Origin of the sequence: Halomonas sp. I1 (assembly GCF_032334135.1) — a bacterium.
Lineage (GTDB): Bacteria > Pseudomonadota > Gammaproteobacteria > Pseudomonadales > Halomonadaceae > Halomonas.
In genome coordinates this window covers 43,967-69,655 of sequence record NZ_JAVXUS010000012.1, presented here as the reverse complement: position 1 = coordinate 69,655, position 25,689 = coordinate 43,967, and the positions used below count along the sequence as shown (strand labels likewise).

25 protein-coding genes are annotated in these 25,689 nt (G+C 64.9%); 14 read left to right on the top strand and 11 right to left on the bottom strand.

Annotated features, from left to right (window positions below):
- Positions 1-6: 6 nt before the first annotated feature.
- The 3 genes from dacB to RSO41_RS12970 all read right to left on the bottom strand — a co-directional run bounded on the left by dacB (position 7) and on the right by RSO41_RS12970 (position 2,290).
- Complete coding sequence (gene dacB, locus RSO41_RS12980) at positions 7-1,458, bottom strand: D-alanyl-D-alanine carboxypeptidase/D-alanyl-D-alanine-endopeptidase (protein WP_315619565.1); 1,452 nt, start codon at positions 1,456-1,458, stop codon at positions 7-9.
- Between the two features lie 86 nt (positions 1,459-1,544).
- The gene (locus RSO41_RS12975; RefSeq protein WP_315619564.1) at positions 1,545-1,874 is read right to left on the bottom strand and encodes a DMT family transporter; all 330 of its coding nucleotides are present in this window, start codon (positions 1,872-1,874) and stop codon (positions 1,545-1,547) included.
- Entirely contained in the window at positions 1,871-2,290 is a 420-nt protein-coding gene (locus RSO41_RS12970) for a PACE efflux transporter (RefSeq protein WP_315619562.1), read from the bottom strand. The genes RSO41_RS12975 and RSO41_RS12970 overlap by 4 nt, the downstream gene beginning before the upstream one ends.
- Positions 2,291-2,402: 112 nt before the next feature.
- Between RSO41_RS12970 and RSO41_RS12965 the strand changes: the two genes are divergently transcribed.
- Complete coding sequence (locus tag RSO41_RS12965) at positions 2,403-3,305, top strand: LysR family transcriptional regulator (protein ID WP_315619560.1); 903 nt, start codon at positions 2,403-2,405, stop codon at positions 3,303-3,305.
- Between the two features lie 6 nt (positions 3,306-3,311).
- On the opposite strand, the gene RSO41_RS12960 is transcribed toward RSO41_RS12965, so the two are convergent.
- A complete protein-coding gene (locus RSO41_RS12960; RefSeq protein WP_315619558.1) occupies positions 3,312-4,001 on the bottom strand; it encodes a tRNA (guanine(46)-N(7))-methyltransferase TrmB in 690 nt (229 codons plus the stop codon).
- A 186-nt stretch (positions 4,002-4,187) separates the two neighbouring features.
- On the opposite strand from RSO41_RS12960, the gene RSO41_RS12955 reads away from it, so the two are divergent.
- The 6 genes from RSO41_RS12955 (at position 4,188) to RSO41_RS12930 (ending at position 10,457) form a co-directional block, all read left to right on the top strand.
- The gene (locus tag RSO41_RS12955; protein WP_315619599.1) at positions 4,188-6,080 is read left to right on the top strand and encodes a beta-ketoacyl synthase; all 1,893 of its coding nucleotides are present in this window, start codon (positions 4,188-4,190) and stop codon (positions 6,078-6,080) included.
- Entirely contained in the window at positions 6,077-6,556 is a 480-nt protein-coding gene (coaD, locus tag RSO41_RS12950) for a pantetheine-phosphate adenylyltransferase (RefSeq protein ID WP_275286774.1), read from the top strand. The genes RSO41_RS12955 and coaD overlap by 4 nt, the downstream gene beginning before the upstream one ends.
- Positions 6,557-6,739: 183 nt before the next feature.
- Positions 6,740-6,988, top strand: a complete 249-nt coding sequence (locus tag RSO41_RS12945) for a YfhL family 4Fe-4S dicluster ferredoxin (RefSeq protein ID WP_315619557.1) — start codon at positions 6,740-6,742, stop codon at positions 6,986-6,988.
- Between the two features lie 87 nt (positions 6,989-7,075).
- A complete protein-coding gene (locus tag RSO41_RS12940; protein ID WP_315619555.1) occupies positions 7,076-8,395 on the top strand; it encodes an MATE family efflux transporter in 1,320 nt (439 codons plus the stop codon).
- A gap of 116 nt (positions 8,396-8,511) precedes the next feature.
- A complete protein-coding gene (locus RSO41_RS12935) occupies positions 8,512-9,822 on the top strand; it encodes a short-chain fatty acid transporter (RefSeq protein ID WP_315619553.1) in 1,311 nt (436 codons plus the stop codon).
- A gap of 128 nt (positions 9,823-9,950) precedes the next feature.
- Positions 9,951-10,457 carry an acyl-CoA thioesterase gene (locus RSO41_RS12930; protein WP_315619552.1) on the top strand — a complete coding sequence of 169 codons (507 nt, stop codon included), beginning with the start codon at positions 9,951-9,953 and terminating at the stop codon, positions 10,455-10,457.
- Positions 10,458-10,497: 40 nt separating this feature from the next.
- Here the strand turns inward: RSO41_RS12930 and RSO41_RS12925 are convergent, their stop codons facing one another.
- Positions 10,498-10,629 carry an entericidin A/B family lipoprotein gene (locus RSO41_RS12925; RefSeq protein WP_285918391.1) on the bottom strand — a complete coding sequence of 44 codons (132 nt, stop codon included), beginning with the start codon at positions 10,627-10,629 and terminating at the stop codon, positions 10,498-10,500.
- Positions 10,630-10,833: 204 nt separating this feature from the next.
- Between RSO41_RS12925 and RSO41_RS12920 the strand changes: the two genes are divergently transcribed.
- A complete protein-coding gene (locus RSO41_RS12920) occupies positions 10,834-11,265 on the top strand; it encodes an HIT domain-containing protein (RefSeq protein ID WP_315619549.1) in 432 nt (143 codons plus the stop codon).
- On the opposite strand, the gene RSO41_RS12915 is transcribed toward RSO41_RS12920, so the two are convergent.
- On the bottom strand, positions 11,262-11,627 hold the full coding sequence (locus RSO41_RS12915) for a hypothetical protein (RefSeq protein ID WP_315619548.1): 366 nt from the start codon (positions 11,625-11,627) through the stop codon (positions 11,262-11,264). The genes RSO41_RS12920 and RSO41_RS12915 overlap by 4 nt on opposite strands.
- Positions 11,624-12,169 (bottom strand): hypothetical protein, encoded by a 546-nt coding sequence (locus RSO41_RS12910; RefSeq protein ID WP_315619547.1) that lies wholly within the window; start codon positions 12,167-12,169, stop codon positions 11,624-11,626. Before RSO41_RS12910 ends, RSO41_RS12915 begins: the two co-directional genes overlap by 4 nt.
- A 173-nt stretch (positions 12,170-12,342) precedes the next feature.
- On the opposite strand from RSO41_RS12910, the gene RSO41_RS12905 reads away from it, so the two are divergent.
- On the top strand, positions 12,343-12,816 hold the full coding sequence (locus RSO41_RS12905) for a Dps family protein (RefSeq protein ID WP_275286783.1): 474 nt from the start codon (positions 12,343-12,345) through the stop codon (positions 12,814-12,816).
- Positions 12,817-12,849: 33 nt separating this feature from the next.
- Here the strand turns inward: RSO41_RS12905 and rmuC are convergent, their stop codons facing one another.
- The 3 genes from rmuC to RSO41_RS12890 are packed head-to-tail and all read right to left on the bottom strand — an operon-like array spanning position 12,850 to position 17,973.
- Positions 12,850-14,283, bottom strand: coding sequence for a DNA recombination protein RmuC (gene rmuC, locus RSO41_RS12900; protein ID WP_315619543.1), 1,434 nt, complete (start codon positions 14,281-14,283; stop codon positions 12,850-12,852).
- Positions 14,284-14,293: 10 nt separating this feature from the next.
- The gene (locus RSO41_RS12895; RefSeq protein ID WP_315619542.1) at positions 14,294-15,760 is read right to left on the bottom strand and encodes an aminoacyl-histidine dipeptidase; all 1,467 of its coding nucleotides are present in this window, start codon (positions 15,758-15,760) and stop codon (positions 14,294-14,296) included.
- A 32-nt stretch (positions 15,761-15,792) separates the two neighbouring features.
- Entirely contained in the window at positions 15,793-17,973 is a 2,181-nt protein-coding gene (locus RSO41_RS12890; protein ID WP_315619541.1) for a tRNA(Met) cytidine acetyltransferase TmcA, read from the bottom strand.
- Positions 17,974-18,280: 307 nt separating this feature from the next.
- On the opposite strand from RSO41_RS12890, the gene dctP reads away from it, so the two are divergent.
- The 4 genes from dctP (at position 18,281) to RSO41_RS12870 (ending at position 23,151) form a co-directional block, all read left to right on the top strand.
- Positions 18,281-19,384, top strand: a complete 1,104-nt coding sequence (dctP, locus tag RSO41_RS12885) for a TRAP transporter substrate-binding protein DctP (RefSeq protein ID WP_315619539.1) — start codon at positions 18,281-18,283, stop codon at positions 19,382-19,384.
- A gap of 97 nt (positions 19,385-19,481) precedes the next feature.
- Positions 19,482-19,985 (top strand): TRAP transporter small permease subunit, encoded by a 504-nt coding sequence (locus tag RSO41_RS12880; RefSeq protein WP_315619537.1) that lies wholly within the window; start codon positions 19,482-19,484, stop codon positions 19,983-19,985.
- Complete coding sequence (locus tag RSO41_RS12875) at positions 19,982-21,310, top strand: TRAP transporter large permease subunit (protein ID WP_315619536.1); 1,329 nt, start codon at positions 19,982-19,984, stop codon at positions 21,308-21,310. Before RSO41_RS12880 ends, RSO41_RS12875 begins: the two co-directional genes overlap by 4 nt.
- Positions 21,311-21,531: 221 nt before the next feature.
- Entirely contained in the window at positions 21,532-23,151 is a 1,620-nt protein-coding gene (locus RSO41_RS12870; protein WP_315619598.1) for an iron ABC transporter permease, read from the top strand.
- Here RSO41_RS12870 and RSO41_RS12865 read toward each other — a convergent pair.
- The gene (locus RSO41_RS12865) at positions 23,098-24,156 is read right to left on the bottom strand and encodes an ABC transporter ATP-binding protein (RefSeq protein ID WP_410000335.1); all 1,059 of its coding nucleotides are present in this window, start codon (positions 24,154-24,156) and stop codon (positions 23,098-23,100) included. The genes RSO41_RS12870 and RSO41_RS12865 overlap by 54 nt on opposite strands.
- Positions 24,157-24,434: 278 nt before the next feature.
- Between RSO41_RS12865 and RSO41_RS12860 the strand changes: the two genes are divergently transcribed.
- Positions 24,435-25,463 (top strand): Fe(3+) ABC transporter substrate-binding protein, encoded by a 1,029-nt coding sequence (locus RSO41_RS12860; RefSeq protein ID WP_315619534.1) that lies wholly within the window; start codon positions 24,435-24,437, stop codon positions 25,461-25,463.
- Positions 25,464-25,689: the final 226 nt, after the last annotated feature.

Genomic DNA, 25,689 nt, shown 5'->3' with positions numbered 1-25,689 from the left:
GAGTTCCTAGTTGGTCTCGATGAGGTGCGCCAGGTCCTCGGAAAGGCGTTCCAGCACCATTGTCCAGTTGAGATAAGGGGTCGACTCGGTGCCGTTGACCAGCACGGTGAAGGCCCCCCATCGGTTCGATTCCGTACGGAAGTAGCCGGTGATCGCCCGCACCCTCACCGGCTCGTTGAGGGTGCCGGTCTTGATCATCACGCGATCCTGGAAGGTTGCCGGCCCCTTGCGGATGAAACGCATCACCCCGTTGCGGGGTGATTGCAGACCGGCCACGAAACTGGGAAACAGCGACGGTTGGTCGAACATGTGCGCCAATAGCCCATTCACGCCACTAGCGGTGGTCCGATTCTCCGGCGTCAGGCCGCTGCCGCTGCGCAGCGTCAGGGGGCCATGCCCGGGAACGCCGGCGGCGAAGGCTTCGATGGCCGCACCTCCCTGCTCCAGAGTAGGGCGCGGCCCTGCCGCCATGTCCAGCGCGAGGACATCGGCCATGAAATTGTTGGAGTAATTGAGGGTCCGTAGCAGGACCTCCTGAAGGGGCTTGCCATCCACCGCTGCCAGTTGTCGTGACGAGGCCGGCGGTTTGACGGTACTGGTGGCATGCCCACCGCGAACCCGAATACCGGCACGCTCGAGCATCGCCTTCAGCAATTGCGCGGTCTGGTCGGCTGGATCGGCGCTGGCACGATAGAGGTCGCGAGGATAGGCGTTGGTGGAAATCTGACCGGTGAGGCGCATCACATCCCCGCCGCCCTCGGTCAGTCGCAGGGCCGATAGCTGGGTCCCGCTATCGGCGGCCCTGGTGTCGACCCGGTTGTCGATGCCCGGTAGCACGGCCTTGCTGTCGCAGCCGGTAACCGTCGCGGACGTGCCGGGTGCCGCTCCCGGCGCGACATTCACGCACCAGCTGCCAAAGTTGACGCCCGCCGAAGAGAGCAGTGCACTATAGCTGTTATCCACTCGACGACGCGCCTGACAGCGATCAGTGGTGATGCAATCTACCGGGCCAAAGCGCCATTGACTGACCACCAGCCGGCCGGTCACCTCGCGCACGCCGGCCTGGTACAGTCGCTGCACCAGCCGCCACAGGTCTTCGCTGGTCAATGCCGGGTCGCCGCCGCCGTCGAACACCAGGTCGCCGCCAAGCACTCCATTGGCATCGGGCTCAACGGTACTGACCAGGCGAGTGGTGAACCGGTGCTGGGGACCGAAGCGATCGAGGGCCGCCGCCGCCAGGTACACCTTGGAAACCGAGGCCGGCGACAGCGAAAGCGTCGGCGACAGGCTTGCCAGGACCCTGTCGGATCGATCCCCCGTCCCCAGCAGGCGTGCCTCGGCACTGATGCGAAAGCCGTCGTCGACCAGCGTCGAGAGTCGCGGAAACCCCGACGCCATGGCGGACAACGGCAGCAATGACAAGACCAGCAGACAGCAGCTCAGCGTACGGTGAAACATGATGGCATCCATGCAGCGTGCATTCGGGCGACGTGGCGACACCGCAGTTTACCCGGGCATGGAAAGCGTTTCGACAGTGCGTCGGCTCAGTGCGCCGCCGATGAGGAAAATATCTGAATCACCGCCACGCCGCCGATGATCAGGGCCATCCCCACCACCGCCGGTAGATCGGGGCGTTCGCCATAGACCACCATGCCGACCAGCGTCACCAGCACGATACCGAGCCCTGCCCAGACGGCATAGGCGATCCCCACCGGCAGACTACGGAACACCAGCGTCAACAGATAGAAGGTCGTGGCATAGCCCACCACCACCAGCACGCTGGGCCAGAAGCGCGAAAATTCGTCCGATGCCTTGAGGGCCGATGTCGCCACCACTTCGGCGATGATCGCCAGGGCGAGAAACACATAACTCATCCGCACTCTCCCCGCGCCAGTCGCCGACGCATGACATGATCGAAAGCCGTGTTGAATACCATGGCATAGGCCAGAAAGAACAGCATGAAACCGAGATCCAGCCAGAAGGCCTCGATGATTCCGATACCGAGCCACCAGGCCACGACCGGCAGTGTCATGAGCAACAGTCCCAGCTCGAAGCCGAAGGCCTGGGCCAGGCGCTGGACGAGGGTGCGACGACGCGTCGGCACCCAGATATCGAACAGCCGGTTCCAGACCAGATTCCAGAGCATGGCGGCACTCGCCAGCCCCACCGCCAGCACGCCGACCTCGCCCAGACCGTGCCCGGTCAGCCAGCTCGCCAGCGGCGTCACCATCACCAGCCCTCCCATCTCGAAGAGCAGGGTGTGCGTGACCCTTTCCTTCCAGGAGCGCATCGTGACCTCCTCACCCAAATCGTGCGGGCCGACATGGCCTCGACGTGACCTCTCATTCTCGTCATCATGGCGATGGGTGCGAGTTGGAATCCATCAAATTTTCAGATAGGTCATGAACGTCATGCGCTGGAGCCTCGACCAGCTCGAAATCCTCATCGCCTGCGCCGAACGAGGCTCCTTCTCGGCGGCGGCCAGGCACCTGGGTCGCGCCCAGTCCGCGATCAGCACCGCCATCGCTCACCTCGAGGCCGATCTCGACTGCCAGCTGTTCGACCGCACCGGACGGATGCCCCGCCTCACGGAAGCCGGCGAGTCGCTGCTTCACGAGGCCCGGGCCGTGATCCGCCAGTGCCAGCGACTCGAATCCCGGGCCCGCGCCATCGGTCAAGGCGAGGAGGCTCGGCTGGTCCTGGCCATCGACGAAGCCCTGGTGGAAATGCCGCCGGTGGACGAGAGCCTGGAAGCGCTGGCCGGCCACTATCCAGCCTTGCAGCTGACGCTGCTCTACGGCGCCCAGGGCGATATCGCCGGCTGGGTGGAAGACCGTACCGCTGATCTCGGCATTCTGCTGCGCCAGCAGGGCCAGGGACCGTTACTGGAAGGCATCCGCATCGCCCACCTCCAGCAAGCCCTGGTCGTGGCACGCCACCATCCTCTCGCCGGGCTCGCCACGCCCTCGACAGGGGATTTGGCCGGACACCGGCAACTGCTGATCGCCTCGCGCAGCGAGGGCGACGCTTGGCAACCGCTGAGTGCCCAATTCTGGCGCCTCAACAGCTTCTACTCCATGGCCGAACTGGCAACCCGAGGACTCGGCTGGGCCTTGGTGCCACAGCATATCGCCCAGTATCCCCCCTTTCGCGACGACCTCATCCACCTGGCCAGCGACGCCCTCGGCACACCCCCGGTCATCGAGGTCGAGACGGTCTCCCGCCGCGATGGTGGGCGCGGCCCCATCGCGCAGTGGCTGCAGCGCACCCTGGGGGAACGCTTTCGGGATCACCGACTCAGGTGAGTGTCATCACACCCTTGGCAGCAGCTCGGGACGATGCGGTAGCTCAGTCACCAGCCGCCAGAGCGACTGCCCACTTTGCCGATATTTGCCCTCAAAAGGTGTCAGCGGCTCAGCGTCGGGCTCAAACGCCTCGACCCGCCCCTCGACGCCGGTGGCCTGCCGCAGCGCCAGGGCGAATTCCTCGACATAGAGCCGCCAGTTGGAACGTAGCTCGAGCCGTCCTCCCAGGGCCGGAATGGCCGGAAACACCGGATGGCCATGCCAGCGCATCTTGAGATGCACCGACTTGGGGTAAGGATTGGGATACAGCAGGTAGTGCCGCGCCGGTCGCCAGCCTTCGGTCAGCGCCAACCGCCAGAAATCGACCAGGTCGGCACGCACCAGCAGTGCGTTGTCGGGCAAGGTGCCATGATCCCGAGACAACCGATCGGCACTGCGGTCGACGCCGATCACCGCACATTCTGGATGCGCACTGGCCAGGTGGCGGGTCGACAGCCCCACCCCGCAGCCGGCATCCAGGATCAGCGGCATTCTCGCCCGGGCGGCGCGCCAGTGCTCGGCCCGCTCGAAGGCCTCGCGGGTATGCTCGGCCACGGGCTTGCGCGAGGGGTGTTGCAACGCCCGCTCGACACGGCGTGCCAGGTCCCGGTGAGGGCCGGACTGATTGGAAACAATGGCGCGGGAATGTCCAGTCATGGAAGGAACCGATGGCGATGACGACGGCCGAGCATTCTAGCAGCCCCTCCACCCCGGCGCAGCGGCCCCGCATGACGCCGTGGCGGGCCGGGTGCTATGATCCATGGCCTATCAAGAGACGATTCTGCCCTGTTATTTCAATCCAACGAGGAACCCGGCTTGTCACACTTACCGGTGATCGTGGGCATGGGCGGCGTAAATCCCGCCGGCCGCACCTCGGGCCATCAGGCGTTTCGCCGCACCGTGCTCGACGCCCTGCCCGATGATGACCAGGCCCAGACCCTGCTCGGCCTGGCGGCGATGATGCGCCTGGCCGACGCCCAGGCCGACGGTGCCTGGCACGACGCCGAAGGCCATCCCCTCGACGCCGCCACGCTCGTCGAGCGCACCCGCCAGCGTGTACTGGACCATACCCTGATCCGACGCATCGAGGATCCCCGCTTCAACGCCGAGGGCTTGCCCGCCAATCGCCGGGCGACACTGGCGCTGGACACGCCCTTGACCTTTCGCGTGCGCCGTCGCCAGTTGCCCGACGACCTGCCGCCGACCTGGCAGGTTCGCGAGATCGACCGCCGCAACATGGAAGTCACGGTGCCAGCCGGCGAGATGGACGTCATGCTGCCCGAGACCCGCCCCGCCCAGGTGCGCGCCGCCGGCCAGTTGCCCTCGGGCTTCGAACCCAGCCGCTTCTACCGCAGCGTTCACCACCCCCGCGGGCTCTCCATGGCGATCTTCGCCGCCAGCGACTGCCTGGGCGACAGCGGTCTGGTCTGGGATGACCTGCGCGACCGCCTGGATCCCGACCAGATCGCGGTGTACGCCGGCAACTCCATCGGTCAACTCGATGACGAGGGCTGGGGCGGCCTGCTCAAGAGCTTCGTCTCCGGCAAGCGGGCCACCTCCAAGCAGATGCCGCTGGGCTACGGGCAGATGCCCGCCGACTTCCTCAATGCCTACGTGCTGGGCAGCGTGGGCGGCACCGGCGCGGCGCTGGGCGCCTGTGCCAGCTTTCTCTACAACCTCCGGCTGGGCGTGGACGACATCCGTGCCGGGCGCCGCCGCATCGTGATGGTCGGCACCGCCGACGCACCGATCACCCCGGAAATTGTCGAGGGCTTTCGCGCCATGGGGGCGCTTGCCGATGACGACAGCCTGCGCGCCCTGGACGCCCTGGAGCTGCTGACCGACGCCGACTACCAGCGAGCCTGTCGCCCCTTCGCCCGCAACTGTGGCTTCACCATGGGGGAGTCCAGCCAGTTCCTGATGCTGATGGACGACGCCCTGGCTCTGGAGGTCGGGGCCGAGCTGCTCGGCAGCGTGCCCGATGTCTTCGTCAACGCCGACGGCTGGAAACGTTCCATCTCGGCACCGGGTATCGGCAACTACATCACCCTCGGCAAGGCAGCATCGCTGGTACGCGACATGCTCGGCGAAAACGCCCTGCGGCATCGCACCTTCCTGCATGCCCACGGCACCAGCACGCCCAAGAATCGCGTCACCGAATCCCACGTCTTCGACCTGGTCGCCCAGGCGCATGGCATCGAGGACTGGCCGGTGACGGCGATCAAGACCTTCGTCGGCCATTCCCAGGGCGGCGCCGCCGGCGACCAGTTGGCCAGCGCCCTGGGCAGCTTCGCCCATGGTCTGCTGCCGGGCATTCCGACCCTCGACGCCGTGGCCGACGACGTCCACACCGACCGGCTACGCTTCTTCCGCGACCCTCTGACCTTCGAGGCAGACGCCGCCTTCATCAACGCCAAGGGCTTCGGTGGCAACAATGCCACCGGCGTGGTGCTCTCCCCCGGGGTCACCGAGCGTCTGCTCACCGCTCGCCACGGCGAGGCTGCCATGAACGATTGGCGCACCCGCCGCGAGGCCACTCGAGAAACCGCCGCCGCTTACTGCCGCGATGCCGACCGCGGTCATTTCGCGCCCCGTTACCGCTTCGGCGAGGGCGTTCTCGAGGGCCCCGAGCTCGACGTCGGCGATGATGCCATTCATATCCCGGGCTATGCCCAGCCGGTCTCGCTGGCCGTGGACAACCCCTTCGGCCGGCTCGATGACGGGGAGGACTCATGAGTACCGCCGTTTATCCCGGAACCTTCGACCCCATCACCAACGGCCACTACGACCTGATCGAACGCGCGGCGCGCCTCTTCGACCACATCGTGGTAGCCATCGCCTCCAGTCCCGGCAAGTCGCCGGCCCTGGACATCGACGCGCGCATCACCCTGGCCCGCAAGGTCGTCGAGCACCACGACAACGTGGAAGTCGTCGGCTTCTCCGGCTTGCTCACCGAATTCATGCGCCAGCGCCAGGCCCGCATTCTCCTGCGAGGCCTGCGCGCGGTGTCCGATTTCGAGTACGAGCTGCAACTGGCCAACATGAACCGCGCCCAGATGCCGGAGCTGGAGACCGTCTTCCTGACACCGGAAGTGGAAAACTCCTATATCTCCTCCACCCTGGTGCGCGAGATCGCACGCCTCGGCGGCGACGTGTCGCAGCACGTCCACCCCGATGTCGCCGAAGCGCTCAAGAATCGCTACAATACCTGACCGAAGTACTCGGGCTTACGTGCCCGACATCGATTTGCTCAATTCCCGTTTAGCATCTTGTGAGCTGAAGCCAGACAAGGCGACATCGAGCACAAGGCGCCGTTCAGGCGTACTGAATGAGTGCCTTGGCCGAAACGTCAACGCCGTATGGCCGATGCGCAGCAGATTTTCATGAGGCGTTCCATGGCCCTGATGATCACCGACGAATGCATCAACTGCGACGTCTGCGAACCCGAATGCCCCAATGACGCCATCTCACCGGGGGAAGAGATCTACATCATCGACCCCGACCACTGCACCGAGTGCGTCGGCCACTACGACGAGCCACAGTGCCAGCAGGTCTGCCCGGTCGACTGCATCCCCCTCGACCCGGAACGCAAGGAGTCCCGGGAAGAGCTGATGGAAAAATACCGGGTCATCACCGCGGCCTGAGCGCCTGCCTTCACGGCGGTTGCCGGGCTTGCACCCACCGGCGGCGGCGGCCATCCTGTCGGGCTCGCTGAACCTCCGGAGCCCGTCGTGTCATCTTCCGATCCCGCCCATCGGCGCGTCTGGTCACTGGCCTGGCCGATCATTCTCTCCAACATCACCGTACCGCTGCTCGGCCTGGTGGATACCGCCGTGGTCGGGCACCTATCGGACTCTCGTTATCTGGCCGCGGTCACCCTGGGGGCGACCCTGTTCGGCTTCCTCTACTGGGGATTCGGTTTCCTGCGCATGGGTACCACTGGCTTGACCTCACAGGCGGCGGGCCGCGGCGACGACGAAGGTGTGCGCAACCTGCTCGGCCAGTCGATGCTACTGGCACTTGGCATCGGCCTCGTCCTGATCCTGGCGGGCGGCCCGCTGGTCGAGCTCGGCCTCTGGCTGCTGGACGGCAGCGTCGAAGCCACGGCGCTGGCCGGCGAATACGCGCGGATCCGACTATGGTCAGCGCCGGCGGTGCTGGCCAACTACGCCATCCTTGGCTGGTTCCTCGGTCAGCAGAACTCTCGGGTAACGCTGATCATCCTGGTGCTGACCAACGCCGTGAACATCCTGCTCGACCTGCTCTTCGTGGTCGGACTCGGCATGACCAGCGATGGCGTGGCCTGGGCCACGGTCATCGCCGATATCAGCGCCCTGGCGGTGGGGCTCTGCCTGGTCAGCCGTCAACTGCGTCGGCTCGGCGGACGCTTCCGGCGCGAGCGGCTCCTGCGTCTCGACGCCTACACCGAGCTCTTCCAGGTCAATGCCAACCTCTTCGTGCGCACCCTGGGCCTGTTGTTCGCCATGGCCTTCTTCACCGCCCAGGGCGCGGCTCAGGGCGATACCATTCTGGCCGCCAATGCGGTGCTGTTACAGTTCATCATGCTCACCTCCTACGGCCTGGACGGTTTCGCCCATGCTGCCGAGGCCCTGACCGGCCACGCCGTGGGCCGTGCCCGCTGGCGGGAGTTCGCCCAGGCGGTACGCGGCGCGACCCGGTTCTCGCTGCTGACCGCCGGCGCCACCGCTCTGGTCTTTGCGCTGGGCGGCCATTGGCTGATCGCGCTGCTCACCGGACTGCCGGACGTTCGTACCAGCGCCGGCGAGTACCTGCCCTGGGTGGTGGTCATGCCGCTGATCGCGGTGTGGAGCTACTTGCTGGACGGCGTCTTCATCGGCGCCACGGCAATTCGCGAGATGCGCAACAGCATCTTCATCGGCCTGGCCGTCTACCTGCCCGTCTGGTGGTTCGCTCAGCCACTCGACAATCACGGCCTTTGGCTGGCCTTCACCGTCTTCACCGCGACCCGCTCGGCCGTGTTGATCGCCTATTACCGGCACTATCGCCGATGGCACTGGCGCGATGCTTGAACAGGCCTTCGGCCTTGAACTTTGGTGGCTTTGACAGCCCTTGGGAAGTCGGGCAACTTGATGCTGCCAACTCACTGATCTGACAAAAATTCTCGTCGCCTAGAGGCCAAGCTGCCATGCTCAAGTCACTGTCGCGCCCAGCCGTCAAACTGGTCGAGCGGTATCTCCCTGACCCCTACATTTTCGTGCTGCTGCTGACGGTAATCGCCGCCGCCGCGGCCATCGCCGTCGAGCGTCAGACACCCCTGGCGGTCCTGCGCTTCTGGGGCGATGGGTTCTGGAACCTGCTGTCGTTCTCGATGCAGATGCTGCTGGTGCTGGTCACCGGCTTCATGCTGGCCAGCTCGCCCCCCGTCAAGCGCCTGCTACAGCGCCTGGCCGGCCTGGCCAACAACGCCGGCGCCGCCATTATCCTGGTGACCCTGGTATCCTTGGCTGCCAGCTGGATCAACTGGGGCTTCGGCCTGGTGGTGGGGGCCCTGTTTGCCAAGGAGCTGGCCCGCCAGATTCGCGTCGACTATCGTCTGCTGGTCGCCAGCGCCTACTCCGGCTTCATCGTCTGGCATGGCGGGCTGGCCGGTTCGGTCCCCCTGACCATCGCCACCGACGGCCATTTCGCCATCGAACAGATCGGCGTCATCGGCACCTCCGAGACTATCTTCTCGCTGTTCAACCTCGGCATCGTGGTGGCACTGTTCATCGCCATGCCACTGATCAACCGAATGATGCTCCCAGACGAGAAGGACAGCGTGTATATCGACCCGAGCCTGCTGGGCGAGGAAGAAGAGCGTCGCGTCCGCATTACCCGGCCGGCGGAGCGCCTCGAGAACAGCGTGACCCTGGCCTGGCTGGTGGGCATCCCGGGGCTGCTGTTCCTGCTCGACCACTTCGTGCTTCGCGGTGGCGGCCTCAATCTCAATGTGGTCAACTTTCTCTTCCTGTTCCTGGCCATCGTCCTTCACCGCACGCCCCGCAGCCTGCTCGAGAGCCTGCACGAAGCGATTAGAGGCGGCGCCGGCATCGTCATCCAGTTTCCTTTCTACGCCGGCATCATGGCGATCATGGTGCAGTCCGGCCTGGCCGAGACACTCTCCGGCGCTCTGATATCAATGGCCTCCGAGGCCTCGCTGCCCTTCTGGAGCTTCATCAGCGCCGGTATCGTCAATATCTTCGTGCCCTCCGGCGGCGGCCAGTGGGCCGTGCAGGCACCGGTCATGCTGCCAGCCGCCGAGGCGCTGGGCGTGGATATTCCCCGCATTGCCATGGCCGTGGCCTGGGGCGACGCCTGGACCAACCTGCTGCAACCCTTCTGGGCCCTGCCGGTCCTCGGCATCGCCGGCCTCAAGGCCAAGGACATCATGGGGTTCTGCCTGATCCAGCTGCTGCTGACGGGGGTGATCATCGCCGCCGGCCTGACCTGGCTCTAGCCCTTGCCTGAAAGCTGCTTGCGCTCACCGGCTTTTCAGACAGGGGCGATGCAAGTACTACGCGTCCGCTCCCCTTCAACGGAGAACGGACGCTATGCTGTGGGCAATCTTCGCAAGAGACACCTCAGATGACCGAGCATGCACTACCCGGCCAGCACGAACTGACCATGACCGTGCTGATGACACCCGACATGGCCAACTTCAGTGGCAAGGTCCATGGCGGCGCTATCCTCAAGAAACTCGACGAGGTCGCCTATGCCTGCGCCAGCCGTTATTCGGGCCACTATGTGGTGACGCTATCGGTGGACCAGGTACGCTTCAAGCAACCGATCCATGTCGGCGAGCTGGTCACCTTCCTGGCCAGCATCAACCATGTGGGACGCTCATCCATGGAGGTCGGCATCAAGGTGGTGGCCGAAAACATCCAGGACCAGCTGCTGCGTCATACCAACAGCTGTTATCTGACCATGGTCGCGGTGGACGAGGAAGGCCATCCTGCCGAGATTCCACCTCTTGAACCGGCGACGCCCAAACAGCAATTGCGACAGGAAAGAGCGGTATTACGCAAACAGAGGCGAATGAAGGCAGAACAGGAAGAGCGTCAAGCACTCGCCGAGCATAATGCCAGCAAGTGAGCCACGGCCCGACCCGCCGGGCCGTGGCAAAGGCCGTGCATCAGGAAGACGACTGCTGGATGGCCTCACCGCCCTCTTCAATGTCCTGACCGACACCTCGCACGGTATTGCACCCCGCGAGCAGCGACAGCGTGAACAGGGTGATCATCATCAGAGAAAGGGTCCGTTTCATCGGGCTCTCCTTGTTACGGCCGGTAGGGGAAACGGCTCACGAGGCGCTCAGCGCCACTGGCGCCTTGTCTGCCTCTCAGCGCTTCCGGGACAGGATGCTACCCGTTCAATCTAGCAGGATCGGCGATCCTGCACAGCCCCTCGCTTCACTTCTGTCCGGGCTATGGCATGCTGGGCGCAAACCGACGACACCGAGGAACTCTGAATGCCGGATTTCGAACCGGACGCCCGCCTGGTCGACGACAGCTACCCCGTCACCGAACTTCCACTCTGCCAGTTACGGCTGATGGACGATGCTCGCTTTCCCTGGCTGGTTCTGGTGCCGCGTCGCACCGGCGTCACCGAAGTCATCGAGCTGGACGAAGCCGATCAGCGCCAGCTCTGGCGGGAAGCCACCCTGGTCGGCGGTGTCCTGAAGGAGTGCCTGGCAGGCGACAAGCTCAATATCGCCACCCTGGGCAATGTGGTCGCCCAGCTCCACCTGCATGTGATCCTGCGCCGTCATGACGACGATGCCTGGCCGGCACCGGTCTGGGGCCATGGCCAGGCATCTCCGTATGACCTGGACGGGCTGGCCAGCATTCGCGATCGCCTGTTGGCAGAGATAGAAGCCATCGATTGGGACGGCTCGCCCTAACCCCCACGACCGAGTCGCGAGCGCAGCGCCATCATCCACGGCTCGAGCAGGTGAGGGGGGAGGGGACGACCGCCACGCAGGGCCGTCATCTCGACATGACTGCCTCGTTCTGCGGACGCTACCTCGAGGCGAACCCGGTAGCCCGGCCAGCGTCCGAGCACGGCCTCGACACGCCCCAGGTCGCCATCGGCGTGACGCACGACATAGCCACGCTCCATCAGCAAGGCCATGGATTCATCCAGCACAGCGGCTACCGAGCCCGGCACGGTCCCCGTGACGGGCTCGGCGGGCGTCGGCGGTGCCATGCTCGCGCAGCCTCCCAATGTCAGTATCAGGGCAATACCCAGCACCCCGCGTCTCATGGCGATGCCTCCCCGGCCTCGATGGCATCGCGGAGCTCATGACAGAAATCCGCGTCACTGGCGGTACGCGACTGTCGCAACTGGCCCCGCCAGTCGTATAACTGCACGTCCCGCGACACCCTCACCGACTCGCCGCCGACCACCACCGAGACACGTTCGATCCGGGTCGCCTCCTCGGAGGCCGCTCCTCCACCGCCAAAGCCGATGCCCAGGCCCACACCGGACGACACATGACCGCCACTGCCTCCGAACAGAAAGCCGCCGAAACGCGGCTCAGGGTCGACGGCATTATGATAGATCGTACGTTCGGCACGCTCCGCACTGACAAACCCCAGCGAAGTATCAGTATCTCGTACCAGGAAGTCCCGGCTCTCCAGCACCTCGACCACGCGCGCCAGTGGAACGGCGCCTTCATTCACCGGCCAGTGACAGGCAGCGGCAGGTGCCGGCTCGGCTTCCGGCATGCGGGTCGGCGTGACCTGACAGCCAACCAGCGCCAGGAACGGGGCCATCGACAGGATCTTCCAGTATCCGCCAGCCATGTGCATCACTCCTTGGTGTCTCCTCGACAGTCTAGCAGTCGCCAACCACTTGAAGCCCCGCCAGGTCGCCCGCATGTCATCAATCAACGCTATGGTGGCCATGCAGGAAATTCGCTTAACGGCCACTACCCCGACGCCTATACTGGCCCAACACGAATCAAGGAGGCATTCGCATGAGCGATACCAACAGCATCGGCCTGCACGAAGGCAGCGCCAGCCAGCTCGCCGAACGGCTCAACGCCCTGCTGGCCAACTACCAGATCTTCTACATGAACGTGCGCGGCTATCACTGGAACGTGAAGGGCGAGAACTTCTTCGAGCTGCACACCAAGTTCGAAGAGTTCTATACCGACCTGCTGGTCAAGGTCGACGAAGTCGCCGAGCGCATCCTGACCCTCGGCCATCAGCCGGTACACGCCTACAGCGACTACTTCCGCCTCTCCACCATTGAGGAAGAAAAGAGCATCCATGATGGCGTCGCATGTGTACGTGGCGTGGTCAAGGGCTATCAGACACTGATCGAGCTGCAACGCGAGATCCTGTCATTGGCTTCCGACGCCGACGACGAAGGCACCGCATCGCTGGTCAGCGACTATATTCGCGAGCAGGAGAAGACGATCTGGATGTTGAACGCCTATCTCGGCTAAGAAGGCGTTTACAACTTACTGCGCTCGACGAATTCACATCCCGTCTTGTCCATCATCGTCGCCGCCTTTCGGGGCGGCGTCGTCGTGTTCGGGGGATGCATCCGACGCCTCGCCATCGGCGGCGCGTACCAGGTCGTCGGGCAGCGGCTTCTTCATCCGCACCCCCAGACGCTCCAGCTCCCGGGCCTGCGCCACCAGGCTGCCCTGTCCCGTCGAGAGCCGCCGCATGGCGAGGCGATGGCTATCCCCGGCACGCTCCAGATGCCGTCCGACGTCATCCAGGCTCTCGACAAACCCGCCGAATTTGCTCAGCAGACGTTCGGCACGCTCGCCGATCAAACGCGCGTTCTCGTTCTGTCGTTCCAGGCTCCAAAGGCCTGCCACGGTGCGCAGGCTGGCCAACAGCGTGGTCGGTGTGACCATCACCACCTGCCGGTCAAAGGCCTCCTGAAACAGCGTCGAATCGCGCTCGAAAGCGGCCGCAAAGGCCGGCTCCACCGGCACGAAGAGGAACACGAAATCCGGTGAGCGCAGCGTCGACAGGCGCGGGTAATCCTTGGCCGACAGTCCCTGGACATGAGAGCGCAGCGACTGCAGATGATCGCGCATCGCCGCTTCCCGCTCGGTCTCGTCCGCGGCGTTGACCACCCGCGTCCAGGCACTGAGCGATACCTTGGCATCGACGATCAGGTGGCGATCTTCCGGCAGATAGATGATCGCATCGGGACGTCGCCGCCCCTGCTCGTCGTGCAGCGTCACCTCACGACGATATTCGATATCGCGGCGCAGGCCGCTGCGCTCGAGTACTCGTTCCAGGATCAACTCGCCCCAGTTGCCCTGGGCCTTCTGGTCGCCCTTGAGTGCCCGGGCCAGCCCGGCGGCTTCCTCGCCGAGCTTGGCATTGAGACCGGCGAGCTGGTCCAGCTGGGCCTTGAGCGAGCCGCGCTCACGCTGCTCTTGACCGTGCAGTTCCTCGACACGCCGACGGAAGTGATCGACCTGCTCACGGAACGGCTTGAGCAGGGCCTCGAGGCTTTCTCGGCTCTGGGAGCTATAGGTACGCTGCCGCTCGTCGAAGACCTGGCCGGCAAGCTGGTGGAACTCGTTCTTGAGCCGTTCGCGAGCGTCTTCCAGCAATGCCAGCTGCTCGCGGTGCCGCAACGCTGTCTGCTCACGCTCCGTTTCCAGACGTGCCGCCCGTTCGCGCTGTTCGGCGAGTTGGCCCTGGGTCTGCTCGAGCGTCGCCTCGACGCTGGCCAGGCGTTCCCGACAGCCATCCAGTTGAGCATCGCTCTGGGTCAACTCCTGCTCGAGTCGCACCACGGCGGCCTCGCGCTCGGCCAGACGGTTGGCGACGGCATCGTGTCGGCGGCGTTGCCCGATTCCCCACACCAGGCTCGCCAGTGCCACCAGGCCCAGCCCGAGCGGCAGCGCCCAGGCGGACGATGCGAGCCATGCATCGTTCATGCTGCTCTCCTCAAGCCACTGGACTCGCCAGATCCTCGACCAGGGCGCGCAGCATGTCCCAGAACTCCGACACCGAATCGATCTCCACACGTTCGTCCGGCGAATGCGCGCCACGGATCAATGGACCGAAGGAGATCATCGACAGGTCCGGATACTTGGCCCCGAGGATGCCGCACTCCAGGCCCGCATGGATCACCTTGATGGCAGGATCGACGCCCAGTCGATCGCGGTGCAGCGTACAGAAACGTGCCAAGAGCGGGCTCTCGGGCACCGGCGCCCAGCCGGGATAGGCACCCTCGACACGAGTACGGGCCCCGATCAACTCGAACAGCGCGCGAAAGCGATCGGCGATATCGGCACGCGCGCTATCACGCAGCGATCGCACCAGGGCACACAGGTGGAAACGCCCCCCTTCCAGGCTCACCACGCCGAGGTTGTTGGAGGTCTCCACCACGCCTGGCACGGCGGTGCTCATGCGCTCCACGCCACAGGGGGCGGCATGCAGAGCGTTGACCAGCAGACGGCTGGCATCGCGGGTCAGGGCCTGCGCCCCCTCGGTGTCACCGGGCTCGAGAGTCAGCCGCAGGCCATCGTCGACCCCGGCCAGCTCGTCGCGCAACGTGGTCTCCAGTGCCGTCAGGCGGGCCCGAGCAGCATCCACCTCTTCGACAGGCAGCGCCAGGGTGGCGAAGGCCTCCCGGGGCAGGGCATTGCGCAGGGTACCGCCATGATAGTCGATCAAGCGCGCATCGAAATTCCCGAGACAGCGCAGTGCCCGCACCAACAACCGATTGGCGTTGCCACGGCCCTTGTCGATATCGATACCGGAATGGCCACCGGTCAGCCCGGTCAGGGCAAGGCGCATCGGTGTCTCGTCCTCGCCCACCTCGCCGGTGGGCAACTGCGCCTCGACCACCACGTCGGCCCCACCGGCGCAACCGATGTAGACCTGGCCACGATCCTCGGAATCGAGATTGAGTAGAACCTCACCTTCGAGCCAGCCCTCCGCCAGGTTCAAGGCGCCGCCCATCGAGGACTCTTCCTCCAGGGTGAACAGCGCCTCGAGGGGTCCATGCACCAGCGAGTCGTCCTCCAGGATCGCCAGCGCCGCCGCCACGCCCATGCCGTTATCGGCCCCCAGGGTGGTATTCCGCGCCTTCAGCCAGCCGTCCTCCACATAGGTCGCGATGGGGTCTCGGGTGAAGTCGTGGGGATGCTCGGCGTTGGCCTGGGCGACCATGTCCAGGTGCCCCTGCAGGATCACTCCCGGCGCCTTCTCGTGACCGGGGCTGGCGGGCTTGCGGATTCGCAGATTGCCGAAGGCATCGCGATCATGGGACAGGCCGAGACCCTCGGCCCAGGCTTCCAGGTGTGCCACCAGGGCCGCTTCGTGGCCGGACGGGCGAGGGGTATCGCACAGCGTGCGGAAATGGCGCCACAGCGGGCGCGGCGCGAGTTGCTCGAGATGTGCGTTCATGGCGATTCTATATCGTGATTGACTCGGAGACTCTACCGACCGTCCCCATTCTTGGGAAGGCTAGCCGCTTCGAGCCACCTGGCGACACTTCGACGTCGCCAGGCATCGACCTGCCGGGCACCGCTGAGCGACAGCTGCCGGGCGAGCCAGCCGTCGTTGCGCCCCTGAAAGGCCCAGGCAGTCAGCATGGCCAGCTCGGCATCGCCCTGACCATGAGCGGCGACAATGCCGATCAGCGCCTGCATGGCCGGCCTCGCCATGGCCGGATCACGATGACCGTGGGCCACATCGTCAAGGTCACGTCGGTCCTCCGCCGACAGTGACTCGACGGCACGATCGCCGAGCAGAGCCAAGGCCACCAGGGGCTCCAGGTCGGCCAGCTCGAAGGCCAGCAGACCGGGAAGCTGGCGATGGAAGCGACGCACCAAACGTTCCACCAGGACGTCGCCGTCGGCGCTGACCGCTCGCACCACCATCAGGGCATGCTCGCCGGTGGACGTCTCGCGGGTCACCCCGAGGCGCACCACTCGGAACCCCCGGGCCTGCCAGAAGGCCAGCAGGCCGGGCTCGGCGCCGAAGCTCGCGCCGAGCAGGTCGATACCATCCGCTTCGGCATCGGCCTGCTCGGCCGCCAACAGACGCGCCCCCAGGCCCTGGCGACGGTACTGCGGCACCACCGCAATACGCGAGACGCGACGTAGCCGGGCCGTCAGGGCCTCGCGCTCACCGGCATGCGCCGCCAGCGACTGGGCCAACAGGTGACCACGAGGGCGCCGCTCGCCACGCGCCACACGCTCGGCCAGGTCGGCATCGAAGCCTCCTTCGTCGCTGGTGACCGCCACCGCCTCGACGCCGGTCTTGCCCGACAGGCTGGCGACACGACTCCCCGGGGCATCCAGCAACCGCCGCAGGTCACCGGGCGTGGTGCGGTAATGAGCCTGGACCAGCAGGCCGAAGATGGCACGCAGGCGTGGCTCGTCCAGGGCAAGGACATGACGATCCTCGCGTTGCCAGTACACTGCCCCGGGCTGTCCGGCCTCGCCATCCGGTTCCGCATCGAGCATCAGCAGACGCGAGGTCAGCGCCTCCAGAGGGTCCCCTTCGGCCCAGCGCACCGGCGTGGCCAGATGGCATTCACGCCAGTCCGGGGTCAGCCGGTCGAGTCGCTTTCGGAACCGCAGCGCAAAACCACGTCCTGCTCCTTCATAGCCATGCACGGTGGTGGCGAAGGCGATGCGTGGAAAGGCCTCGAGCCAGCCTCCCAGGAGACCGGCGGGAATCGCCGCGGCTTCATCCACCAGCAACCAGCGTCCTGCACCTCCGGCTTCGCCACGCTCGATTCGCGTCTGGAGTTCGTCCGGTGCCAGAAAGATCACGCTGCCATCATCGGCATCGAAGCGATTGCCCCGGCGTATCCCCTCGGGACAAAGCGCCGCCAGGCGCGCGAAAAGCCCCGATACCGCCGAAGGGCGCGGTGCGGTCACCAGGATGTCGCCGACACCTCGCGCCAGCAGCCGAGCGCAGGCAATCCCCAGGGCCGCCGTCTTGCCGCGTCCTCGGTCGGCGGTGATCACCAACGGCCGACGGCGACGCAGACGCACCAGCCGTGCCACGACATCGGCCTGGTCTCGGGTGAGGCAAGCCGGGTCCGGCGACATCGGCACGTCCCGGGGCACACCAGCCAGCACCGGCGTGACCGGCGATTCACCTTCCGTCCAGCGTGCCACGTCGTCGGACTCCGCCAGCAGCCTCGAGAGGCGCATCAGGTATCGACACGGCAAGGCGGCCACCGACCAGGGATATTCGGCCAGGCGCGCATAGTCGGCATCGGGTCGCGAGCCCCAGTCGATGGGCGTCAACAGCACCAGCAGCCCGCCGGCGCGCAGGGTACCGGACAGGGCACCGAACGCTTCGGGGTCGAATCCGGCCTCCGGGGAGATCGCATCGAAGATGATCAGATCGTGCTCTCCCCCCAGCCGGGTCCGTGCCTTGCTCGCCGGCAGCCACTCCTCCGCCTCGATACCCTCCGGTGACTCGGGTCCGACCCAGAGCGGTGCCCGCCAGGTCCCGCCGGACCACAGCCGTCGGGCACGCTCACGACAGCACTCGACACCGCCCCTCAGCCAGACCAGCCCGCGCCAACGTCGCGCAACGAGCGCCCGATGAAAACCGTCCAGATCGGGCGGCAAATCATGCCTGGATAGTGGCGACATGCGGGCTCCCTAGTAGATCAACTTTGGTCTAATACGTTTCGGCAATTAAACGCTCGATTGCACTGCGGCAACGCAACATTCAGTATCCCATAACACTTTCATTTTCCTGATATTACTATCTTTTTTAAGAAATAATGACATGTGCAATCGCCACAAAACCACGTGGACTCTGACCATGATGGACATCGAACATCACGGAAAAGCCATGCTAGCTTGATGACTGGCCTCATCCTTCCCCCAGGATGACCACACGACTCTGTCCGCGTCTCTTCTCGACAACCACAACAAGTCCCAGAGGGAGTCTCTCATGACAACACGCTTCACTCTCACCGGCCTGGCCGCCGGCATCGCCCTGGCCACCATGTCGACCGCTGCACAGGCCCAGGAAAGCTGGACCATGACCACCACCTGGCCGGATAACCTGGACCTGATCCAGATCGATCGCCACTGGGCCGAGCTGGTCAATCAGCTGGCCGGTGACGAACTGCAGATCGACTTCCGCGCCGGCGGTACGCTCATGCCCGGCACCGAGGTCTTCGACGCCACCGAGACCGGCAGTATCGAAGCCGCCGGCGACTGGCCGGGCTACTGGGCCGGCCGCAGCCCGGCCTTCTCGCCGCTGGCCACCACCACCAGCCTGTTCAATGGCGTCGACTATCTGAATTGGATCCAGCAGTGGGGCGGCTTCGAGCTCTATCAGGAAGTCTATGGCCAGTACAATATGGTCTACCTGCCCTACGGTATCACCAACAATGAGTCCGGTTTCCGTGGCGGCACGCCCATCGAGAGCCTCGCCGACCTGGAGGGCAAGCGCCTTCGCCTGTCCGGCCGCGACCAGGGCCGGGTGCTGGAGGAGCTGGGCGGCTCCCAGGTGACGCTGGCCGGCGGCGAGATCTATCAGGCCATCGAGCGCGGTGTGGTCGATGGTGCCGAGTTCTCCACGCCCGGCGTGGACTACAAGGCCGGCTTCAACGAGGTCGCCGATTACTGGCTGACGCCGGGCTGGCACCAGTCCGCCAGCGTATTCGGCGTGATGATCAACAAGGACGCCTGGGATGCACTGTCCGAAGAGACCCAGGAGAAGCTCAAGATCGCCGCGGACGCCACCATGGCATGGTCACTGGCCTGGTCCGAGCGCCAGTCCACAGAAGGTACGGTGAAATTCCTCGAGGACGGCACCGAGATCAACCAGCTCTCCGAGGAGGACCTCGCCGAGATTCAGCGCATCACCAACGAGGTCATCGTGCAGGGCGCCTGCGAGGACCCGATGCACGCCAAGATCTATCATTCGATGATCAGTTACATGGAGCACTACGCCCACTGGCGCGACATCTCGGTGCCCTACAACATGAGCCGGGTCACCGATAACCTGCCGTCCCTGGAAGACATCGAAGCCTGCATGGAGCAATGAGCCGGAATCGCCGTCAAGCGGAACGGGAGGGCCTCTTCAGGGCCTTCCCCTTCCATCGGCCTGACCTTGTCGACACCGACTTACGCCGGACCCCATCATGAATGCCATTGCCAGAGCCATCGATACCCTCAACGAGGTTTTCGGGCGCTTGATCGCCCCATTGCTCGCCGTGATCACCCTGATCGTGATCTACGACATCGCCATGCGGTTCTTCATCGGGCGCCCCAGTGACTGGGCCTTCGATGTCACCAAGATGCTGTTTGGCGCCCATTTCATGCTGATGGCCGCCTACGGGCTGCGACATCATGCCCATGTAGAAGTCGATGTGCTCAAACGCCTGCTGTCGCGACGCAAGCAGGCGGCCCTCGAGCTTCTCGGCTATCTGATCTTCTTCGTTCCCTTCATCGGGATGCTGCTCAGCCTGGGCTGGGAGTTCTTCCTGCGTTCTTTCAGTCGCGGCGAGACGACCTACGGCATGGTGGCCATCCCCGTCTATCCGGTGAAGGCGGTCATCGTCGTCACCGCCGCTCTGCTCCTGCTCCAGGCCCTGGCCGTGGTGAGCCGTGCCATTCAGGAATTGCGTAGGGAGGAAGCCACATGAGCCCCGAGATGCTCACCCTGTTCATGTTCGGCGGACTGCTGATCGGGCTATTCATGGGTCATCCACTGGCCTTCGTGCTGGGGGGTGTCGCCGTGCTGGGAGCCTGGCTGGGCCCCGGGGCCAACACCCTGGGCATCCTGATCAACAATATCTATGGCAATGCCATGGACAATTACGTCCTGGTCGCCATCCCGCTGTTCATCCTGATGGCACGCTTCCTCAACGACTCCGGGGTCACCGAGAAGATGTTCGAGTCGATGCGCCTGCTGCTCGCCAACCTGCGCGGCGGCCTGGCGCTCACCGTGGTCATCGTCTCGGTGCTGCTGGCCGCCACCACCGGCATCGTCGGCGCCTCCATCGCGGTGATGGGCATGATCGCCCTGGTGCCGATGCTCAAGTACTCCTACAACAAGGAATTGAGTACCGGGGTGATCATGGCCAGCGGCTGCCTGGGCATTCTGATTCCTCCCAGCATCATGTTGATCCTGATGGCCAGTTACTCCCCTGTGTCGGTGGGTGCCCTCTTCGCTGGTGCCCTGGTGCCCGGGGTAATGCTGGGCGTGATGTATGCGCTCTATGTGCTGGTCATCTGCTATCTGAAGCCTTCCTATGGCCCGCCGGTACCCGCCGAGGAACGCGCCGATACATCCACCGGCGAGCTGCTGGGCATGCTCGGCAAGTACGTGCTGCCCCCCATGGCACTGATTCTCGGCGTGCTGGGCTCGCTGTTTACCGGTATTGCCACGGCCACCGAGGCCTCCGCCATCGGCGTGGCCATCGCTTTCGTGCTCTTTTTGGTCTTCGGCGACCGCAAGGCCTCGACCTGCTACCGCACCCTGATCGAGGCCAGCAAGACCACCACCATGGTCATGCTGGTACTGGTGGGTGCCACCGCCTTCACGGGCGTCTTCTCGATCGGTGGCGGCATGGACGTCATCAGCGATGTCGTCATGGCCATGCCCGGCGGCACCACTGGCGCGCTGATTCTGATGCTCTTCCTGGTGTTCATCCTCGGCATGTTCCTCGACTGGACCGGCATCGTGCTGCTCAGCTTCCCGATCATGCTGCCCATCGTCGAGCAGATGGGCGTGGACGTGCTGTGGTTCGTGGTGATGGTCGCGGTGGTACTGCAGACCTCCTTCCTGACGCCGCCGTTCGGCTATGCGTTGTTCTATCTGAAGGGAGTGGCTCCCCAGGGCATCGAGATCGTCGACCTCTACCGGGCCGTCATTCCCTTCTGCGCCCTGATCGTGCTGGCCTGCGTGCTGATGGCCCTCTTCCCCACCCTTATCACGGGGCTTCCGGCGGTGATGCTCGGCCACTGAACGGTACCACCATGCCGCCCGCTGCCACGGCGGGCGGCTCCGTCATCTGCCCCGGTGCAGCTCCCGCCCCCACTTGATAGTATTCTTGCCTTCCAGCCCATCGCATTCGGCCGGTACCAGGCCCCATCGCCGGAAGGAGTTGCCGCTTGTCCAGTCCCGCCAGCCACCACCATGCCTCGCCCGCTCGACGGTTACCGTTGCGCTTCGGTGCCTGGCATCTGCTGACCCTGGGAATCGCCGCCATCGTGGCCCTGCCGGTGATCGTGGTATTGGCTCATATCGTCATGCCCACCGAGGGTGTCTGGCACCATCTGGCCGGTACCGTGCTGGGACGCTACCTGGCCAACACCCTGTTCCTGGTCGTCACGGTAGGCTTGGGCACCTTCATCATCGGCACCGGAACGGCCTGGCTGGTGGTGATGTGCCGCTTCCCAGGACGCCGACTGTTCGAGTGGGCCCTCTTGTTGCCACTGGCGGTGCCGACCTACGTGATCGCCTATGCCTACACCGACTTCCTGCAGGTCGCCGGCCCGGTGCAGCACGCCCTGCGCGAAACCTTCGGCTGGGAGCACGGCGACTACCTCTTTCCCGATATCCGCTCACTGGGCGGGGCCGCCACCCTGATCACCCTGGTGCTCTACCCCTATGTCTACATGCTGACACGGGCCGCCTTTCTCGAGCAGTCGGTGTGCGTGCTGGATGTGGGCCGCACCCTGGGACGCGGACCCTGGCGCCTGTTTGGCGGCGTGGCGATTCCACTGGCACGCCCGGCCATCGTCGGTGGCGTCTCGCTGGCGCTGATGGAAACCCTCAATGAATTCGGCGCGGTACAGTACTTCGGCGTTGATACCTTCACCACCGGCATCTACCGCACCTGGTTCGGCATGGGCGAGCAGGTCGCCGCCGCCCAGTTGGCGGCTTGTCTGCTGACCTTCGTGATATTCCTGGTGCTGCTGGAGCGCGTCTCTCGTGGAAGGCGTCGCTACTTCCATACCACGGGGCGCTATCAGCGCCTGCCGGAGTTTCGGCTCACCGGCTGGCGGGCAGCGGCGGCCTGTCTGGCCTGTCTGTTACCAGTGCTGGTCGGCTTCCTGATTCCCGGCGGCCTGCTTGGCTACCTGTCGATCCAGAACGGGGATTCGCTGTTCGGCGCCCAGTTTCTGGAATTTGCCGGCAACAGCCTGGTACTGGCCGTTCTGGCAGCGGGGGTTGCGGTGGGACTGGCGCTGGTGCTGAGCTACGGCGCCCGGCTCAACCCGGGGCCGGTGACCCGCACCGCTACCCGGGTGGCCGCCATGGGTTATGCGGTGCCCGGCTCGGTGGTGGCCGTGGGTATTTTGATTCCCTTCGCCTGGCTGGACGACCAGATCAACGGCTTTCTGAAGGCGCACTACGGCATGATCGCCGGGCTGATCTTCAGCGGCTCGGCCTTCATTCTGATCTATGCCTATGTGGTGCGCTTCCTGGCGGTATCCTTCAATGCCCTGGAAGCCAGCCTCGGCAAGGTCACCCCCAACATGGACGCCGCCGCCCGCACCCTGGGCCAGACCGCCAGCGGCACCCTGCGACGAGTGCATACCCCGATCATGCGCAGCAGCCTGCTGGCCGCCGCCATCCTGGTCTTCGTCGACGTGATGAAGGAACTGCCGGCGACCATCATTCTGCGCCCCTTCGACTTCGACACCCTGGCCGTGCGCGCCCACAACCTGGCCGCCGACGAGCGCCTCGCCGAGGCTTCCACTGCCTCGCTGTCGATCGTCGTGGTGGGCATCATTCCCGTGGTGCTGCTAAGCCTCGCCATGCGTGGTGCTCGACCCGGCGGGAAAGACGAACACCTGTGAAGGATCCAGGCGAATCGCCACCGGCTGCCCTTCCTCGGGCAGGAAGACACCCGGCACCCGAGCATGCAGGTGCGCCTCGCGGCCGTCGGCGCCATGCGCACAGATATGCAACAGGCTGGCTCGCCCCAGTAACTTGGCCATGACCACATGGCTATGGGCCGGCGCCGGCGGTGTCGCCAGCGCCTCGACCCGCAGCGCCTCGGGGCGGATCATCACCTGCGCCCGCTCACCTTCCGCTAGCTCCGGCGCCGCCACGTCGCCCACCGGCGTCGCCACGCGTCCCTCGTGCACCTCACCGAACAGTTCGTTGACCGTATCGAAGAAGGTCACCACGAAGGGATCGGCCGGCTCGCAGTAAAGCTCGCGGGGCGTCCCCATCTGCACGACTCGACCATCACGCATCAGGGCGATGCGATCGGCCATGAACATCGCCTCTTCGGGGTCGTGGGTCACCAGCAGAGCCCCGGCCCCCAGTTTCTTGAGGACATGCAGGGTATCGTCGCGAATGCGGTCGCGCAGCCGCGCATCGAGACTCGAGAAGGGCTCGTCGAGCAGCATCAGGCCGGGCTCCGGCGCCAGGGCCCGGGCCAGCGCGACACGCTGCTGCTGCCCTCCCGACAGGGTATGCGGATAGCTGGCAGCATAGCGCTCCATGCCCAGCTGAACGAGCAGTTCCATGGCGCGCTCGCGTCGCTGCCTTGCGGGCAACGCCTCCAGCCCGAAGGTGACATTCTCGAGGACGTCGAGGTGCGGGAACAATGCCGACTCTTGAAAGGCCAGCCCCACATTGCGCCGCTCCGGCGGCACATGTGGCTGGCCCAGCCTTCGTCCATTGATGGCGACATGTCCCCGCTGCAGGACTTCGAGACCCGCGACGATGCGCAATAGCGTGGTCTTGCCGCATCCCGAGGGACCCAGCAGGCAGACGACCTCCCCCTGGCGTACCCTCAGATCGATTCCCGCCACCGCCGTGTGACGACCATAGGCATGATGGATGTCCTCCATGCTCAGGACGACGGAGGCCTCCGACTCGATGGGTTCGACGGCAGTGTTGAATGATGCGTGCTGCATAGCGCTCGCCGAGTAAGAAATTCGAGCTTCATGGTAACGCGAAAGCGTCTTCGACACGTTGCGATTTTCAATGACGCCACCTCAACGTCCAGGTCAACGTTTTTCATATCCCACAGTTGACGCCTCACTCCGCAAGCGCTTCAATGCAGCATGGGAAATGCAACGCATTAACATCCAAAAATCATTTCCAACACGCTCGAAGAGGTCTTCCAATGCCCCACTACCATCGACTCGTCATGCCGCTTGCCACCCTGCTGACCGGCGCGGCCTTCACCACCCATGCCGCCGCCGATGAGCTCAACATCTACTCGGCACGCCACTACGACTCCGACCAGGCGCTCTATGACGCCTTTACCGAGGAAACCGGCATCGAAGTCAACGTCCTCGAGGGCGATTCCGACCAGCTCATCGAGCGCATCCAGCGCGAAGGCGAGGCCAGCCCCGCCGATGTGATGATGACCGTCGACGCCGGCCGCCTGTGGCGCGCCGAGCAGGAAGACATCTTCGCCAGCATCGACTCCGAGGTGCTGGCCCAACGCCTGCCGGACTCGATGCGTCACCCTGAAGGCAAGTGGTTCGGCTTCAGTCAGCGCGTTCGCGCCATCTTCTACAACCCTGATGAAGTCGACGCCGACGAACTCAACGCCTACGAAGACCTGGCCGACCCTCGCTACGAGGGACAGGTATGCATTCGTTCCTCCAACAACATCTACAACCAGTCGCTGCTCGCCTCGTTGATCGCCCACCACGGCACCGAAGACGCCGAAGCCTGGGCCCAGGGCGTGGTCGACAACATGGCCCGCGACCCCGAGGGCGGCGACACCGACCAGATCAAGGGCGTGGCCAGCGGAGAATGCGATATCGCCGTGGCCAACCACTACTACTATGTGCGCCTGCTGGAGTCAGATAACGACGCCGACCGGGACGTCGCCGAGAGCGTCGAGATCATGTTCCCCAACCAGGACGGCCGTGGCGCTCACGTCAATGTCGGCGGCGCGGGGGTCGTGCAGAACGCACCCAACCACGACAATGCCGTTCGTTTTCTCGAGTTCCTGGCCTCCGATGAAGCGCAGCATGGCTTTGCCGCCGGCAACTACGAATTCCCGGTCGTCCAGGGCGCCGAGAAGAGCGACGTGCTGGAATCCTGGGGGGACTTCAAGAAAGACCAGTTGAACATCAGCGAGCTGGGCGAGAACAACCCCGAGGCGATCAAGATCTTCGACCGCGTCGGCTGGCGGTAAGACGTCACCGGACGCCGATAGCAAGGGGCCCGCGGCAATGCCGCGGGCCCCTTTCGTTCGTCGCCGGTTCGCCCTAAGGAAACACTGCTTAAATGCCTGCGCATGCAAATCGCTGCGCTATAGCCGCCATCCCTGGCGGCTACCCTTGCGGGCCCGCCTAAAGGCGGTTCAAATTCGCTCCCGGCGAATTTGTGCGCGGTGCTCGGCGATTTATTCAGCGTTTCCC

What these genes read in the sequence shown, in the direction of transcription:
- dacB (WP_315619565.1), bottom strand. Translation starts at nt 1,458, where the DNA reads ATGTTTCACCGTACGCTGAGCTGCTGTCTGCTGGTCTTGTCATTGCTG.
- RSO41_RS12975 (WP_315619564.1), bottom strand. Translation starts at nt 1,874, where the DNA reads ATGAGTTATGTGTTTCTCGCCCTGGCGATCATCGCCGAAGTGGTGGCG.
- RSO41_RS12970 (WP_315619562.1), bottom strand. Translation starts at nt 2,290, where the DNA reads ATGCGCTCCTGGAAGGAAAGGGTCACGCACACCCTGCTCTTCGAGATG.
- RSO41_RS12965 (WP_315619560.1), top strand. Translation starts at nt 2,403, where the DNA reads ATGAACGTCATGCGCTGGAGCCTCGACCAGCTCGAAATCCTCATCGCC.
- RSO41_RS12960 (WP_315619558.1), bottom strand. Translation starts at nt 4,001, where the DNA reads ATGACTGGACATTCCCGCGCCATTGTTTCCAATCAGTCCGGCCCTCAC.
- RSO41_RS12955 (WP_315619599.1), top strand. Translation starts at nt 4,188, where the DNA reads ATGGGCGGCGTAAATCCCGCCGGCCGCACCTCGGGCCATCAGGCGTTT.
- coaD (WP_275286774.1), top strand. Translation starts at nt 6,077, where the DNA reads ATGAGTACCGCCGTTTATCCCGGAACCTTCGACCCCATCACCAACGGC.
- RSO41_RS12945 (WP_315619557.1), top strand. Translation starts at nt 6,740, where the DNA reads ATGGCCCTGATGATCACCGACGAATGCATCAACTGCGACGTCTGCGAA.
- RSO41_RS12935 (WP_315619553.1), top strand. Translation starts at nt 8,512, where the DNA reads ATGCTCAAGTCACTGTCGCGCCCAGCCGTCAAACTGGTCGAGCGGTAT.
- RSO41_RS12930 (WP_315619552.1), top strand. Translation starts at nt 9,951, where the DNA reads ATGACCGAGCATGCACTACCCGGCCAGCACGAACTGACCATGACCGTG.
- RSO41_RS12925 (WP_285918391.1), bottom strand. Translation starts at nt 10,629, where the DNA reads ATGAAACGGACCCTTTCTCTGATGATGATCACCCTGTTCACGCTGTCG.
- RSO41_RS12920 (WP_315619549.1), top strand. Translation starts at nt 10,834, where the DNA reads ATGCCGGATTTCGAACCGGACGCCCGCCTGGTCGACGACAGCTACCCC.
- RSO41_RS12915 (WP_315619548.1), bottom strand. Translation starts at nt 11,627, where the DNA reads ATGAGACGCGGGGTGCTGGGTATTGCCCTGATACTGACATTGGGAGGC.
- RSO41_RS12910 (WP_315619547.1), bottom strand. Translation starts at nt 12,169, where the DNA reads ATGGCTGGCGGATACTGGAAGATCCTGTCGATGGCCCCGTTCCTGGCG.
- RSO41_RS12905 (WP_275286783.1), top strand. Translation starts at nt 12,343, where the DNA reads ATGAGCGATACCAACAGCATCGGCCTGCACGAAGGCAGCGCCAGCCAG.
- rmuC (WP_315619543.1), bottom strand. Translation starts at nt 14,283, where the DNA reads ATGAACGATGCATGGCTCGCATCGTCCGCCTGGGCGCTGCCGCTCGGG.
- RSO41_RS12895 (WP_315619542.1), bottom strand. Translation starts at nt 15,760, where the DNA reads ATGAACGCACATCTCGAGCAACTCGCGCCGCGCCCGCTGTGGCGCCAT.
- RSO41_RS12890 (WP_315619541.1), bottom strand. Translation starts at nt 17,973, where the DNA reads ATGTCGCCACTATCCAGGCATGATTTGCCGCCCGATCTGGACGGTTTT.
- dctP (WP_315619539.1), top strand. Translation starts at nt 18,281, where the DNA reads ATGACAACACGCTTCACTCTCACCGGCCTGGCCGCCGGCATCGCCCTG.
- RSO41_RS12880 (WP_315619537.1), top strand. Translation starts at nt 19,482, where the DNA reads ATGAATGCCATTGCCAGAGCCATCGATACCCTCAACGAGGTTTTCGGG.
- RSO41_RS12875 (WP_315619536.1), top strand. Translation starts at nt 19,982, where the DNA reads ATGAGCCCCGAGATGCTCACCCTGTTCATGTTCGGCGGACTGCTGATC.
- RSO41_RS12865 (WP_410000335.1), bottom strand. Translation starts at nt 24,156, where the DNA reads ATGGAGGACATCCATCATGCCTATGGTCGTCACACGGCGGTGGCGGGA.
- RSO41_RS12860 (WP_315619534.1), top strand. Translation starts at nt 24,435, where the DNA reads ATGCCCCACTACCATCGACTCGTCATGCCGCTTGCCACCCTGCTGACC.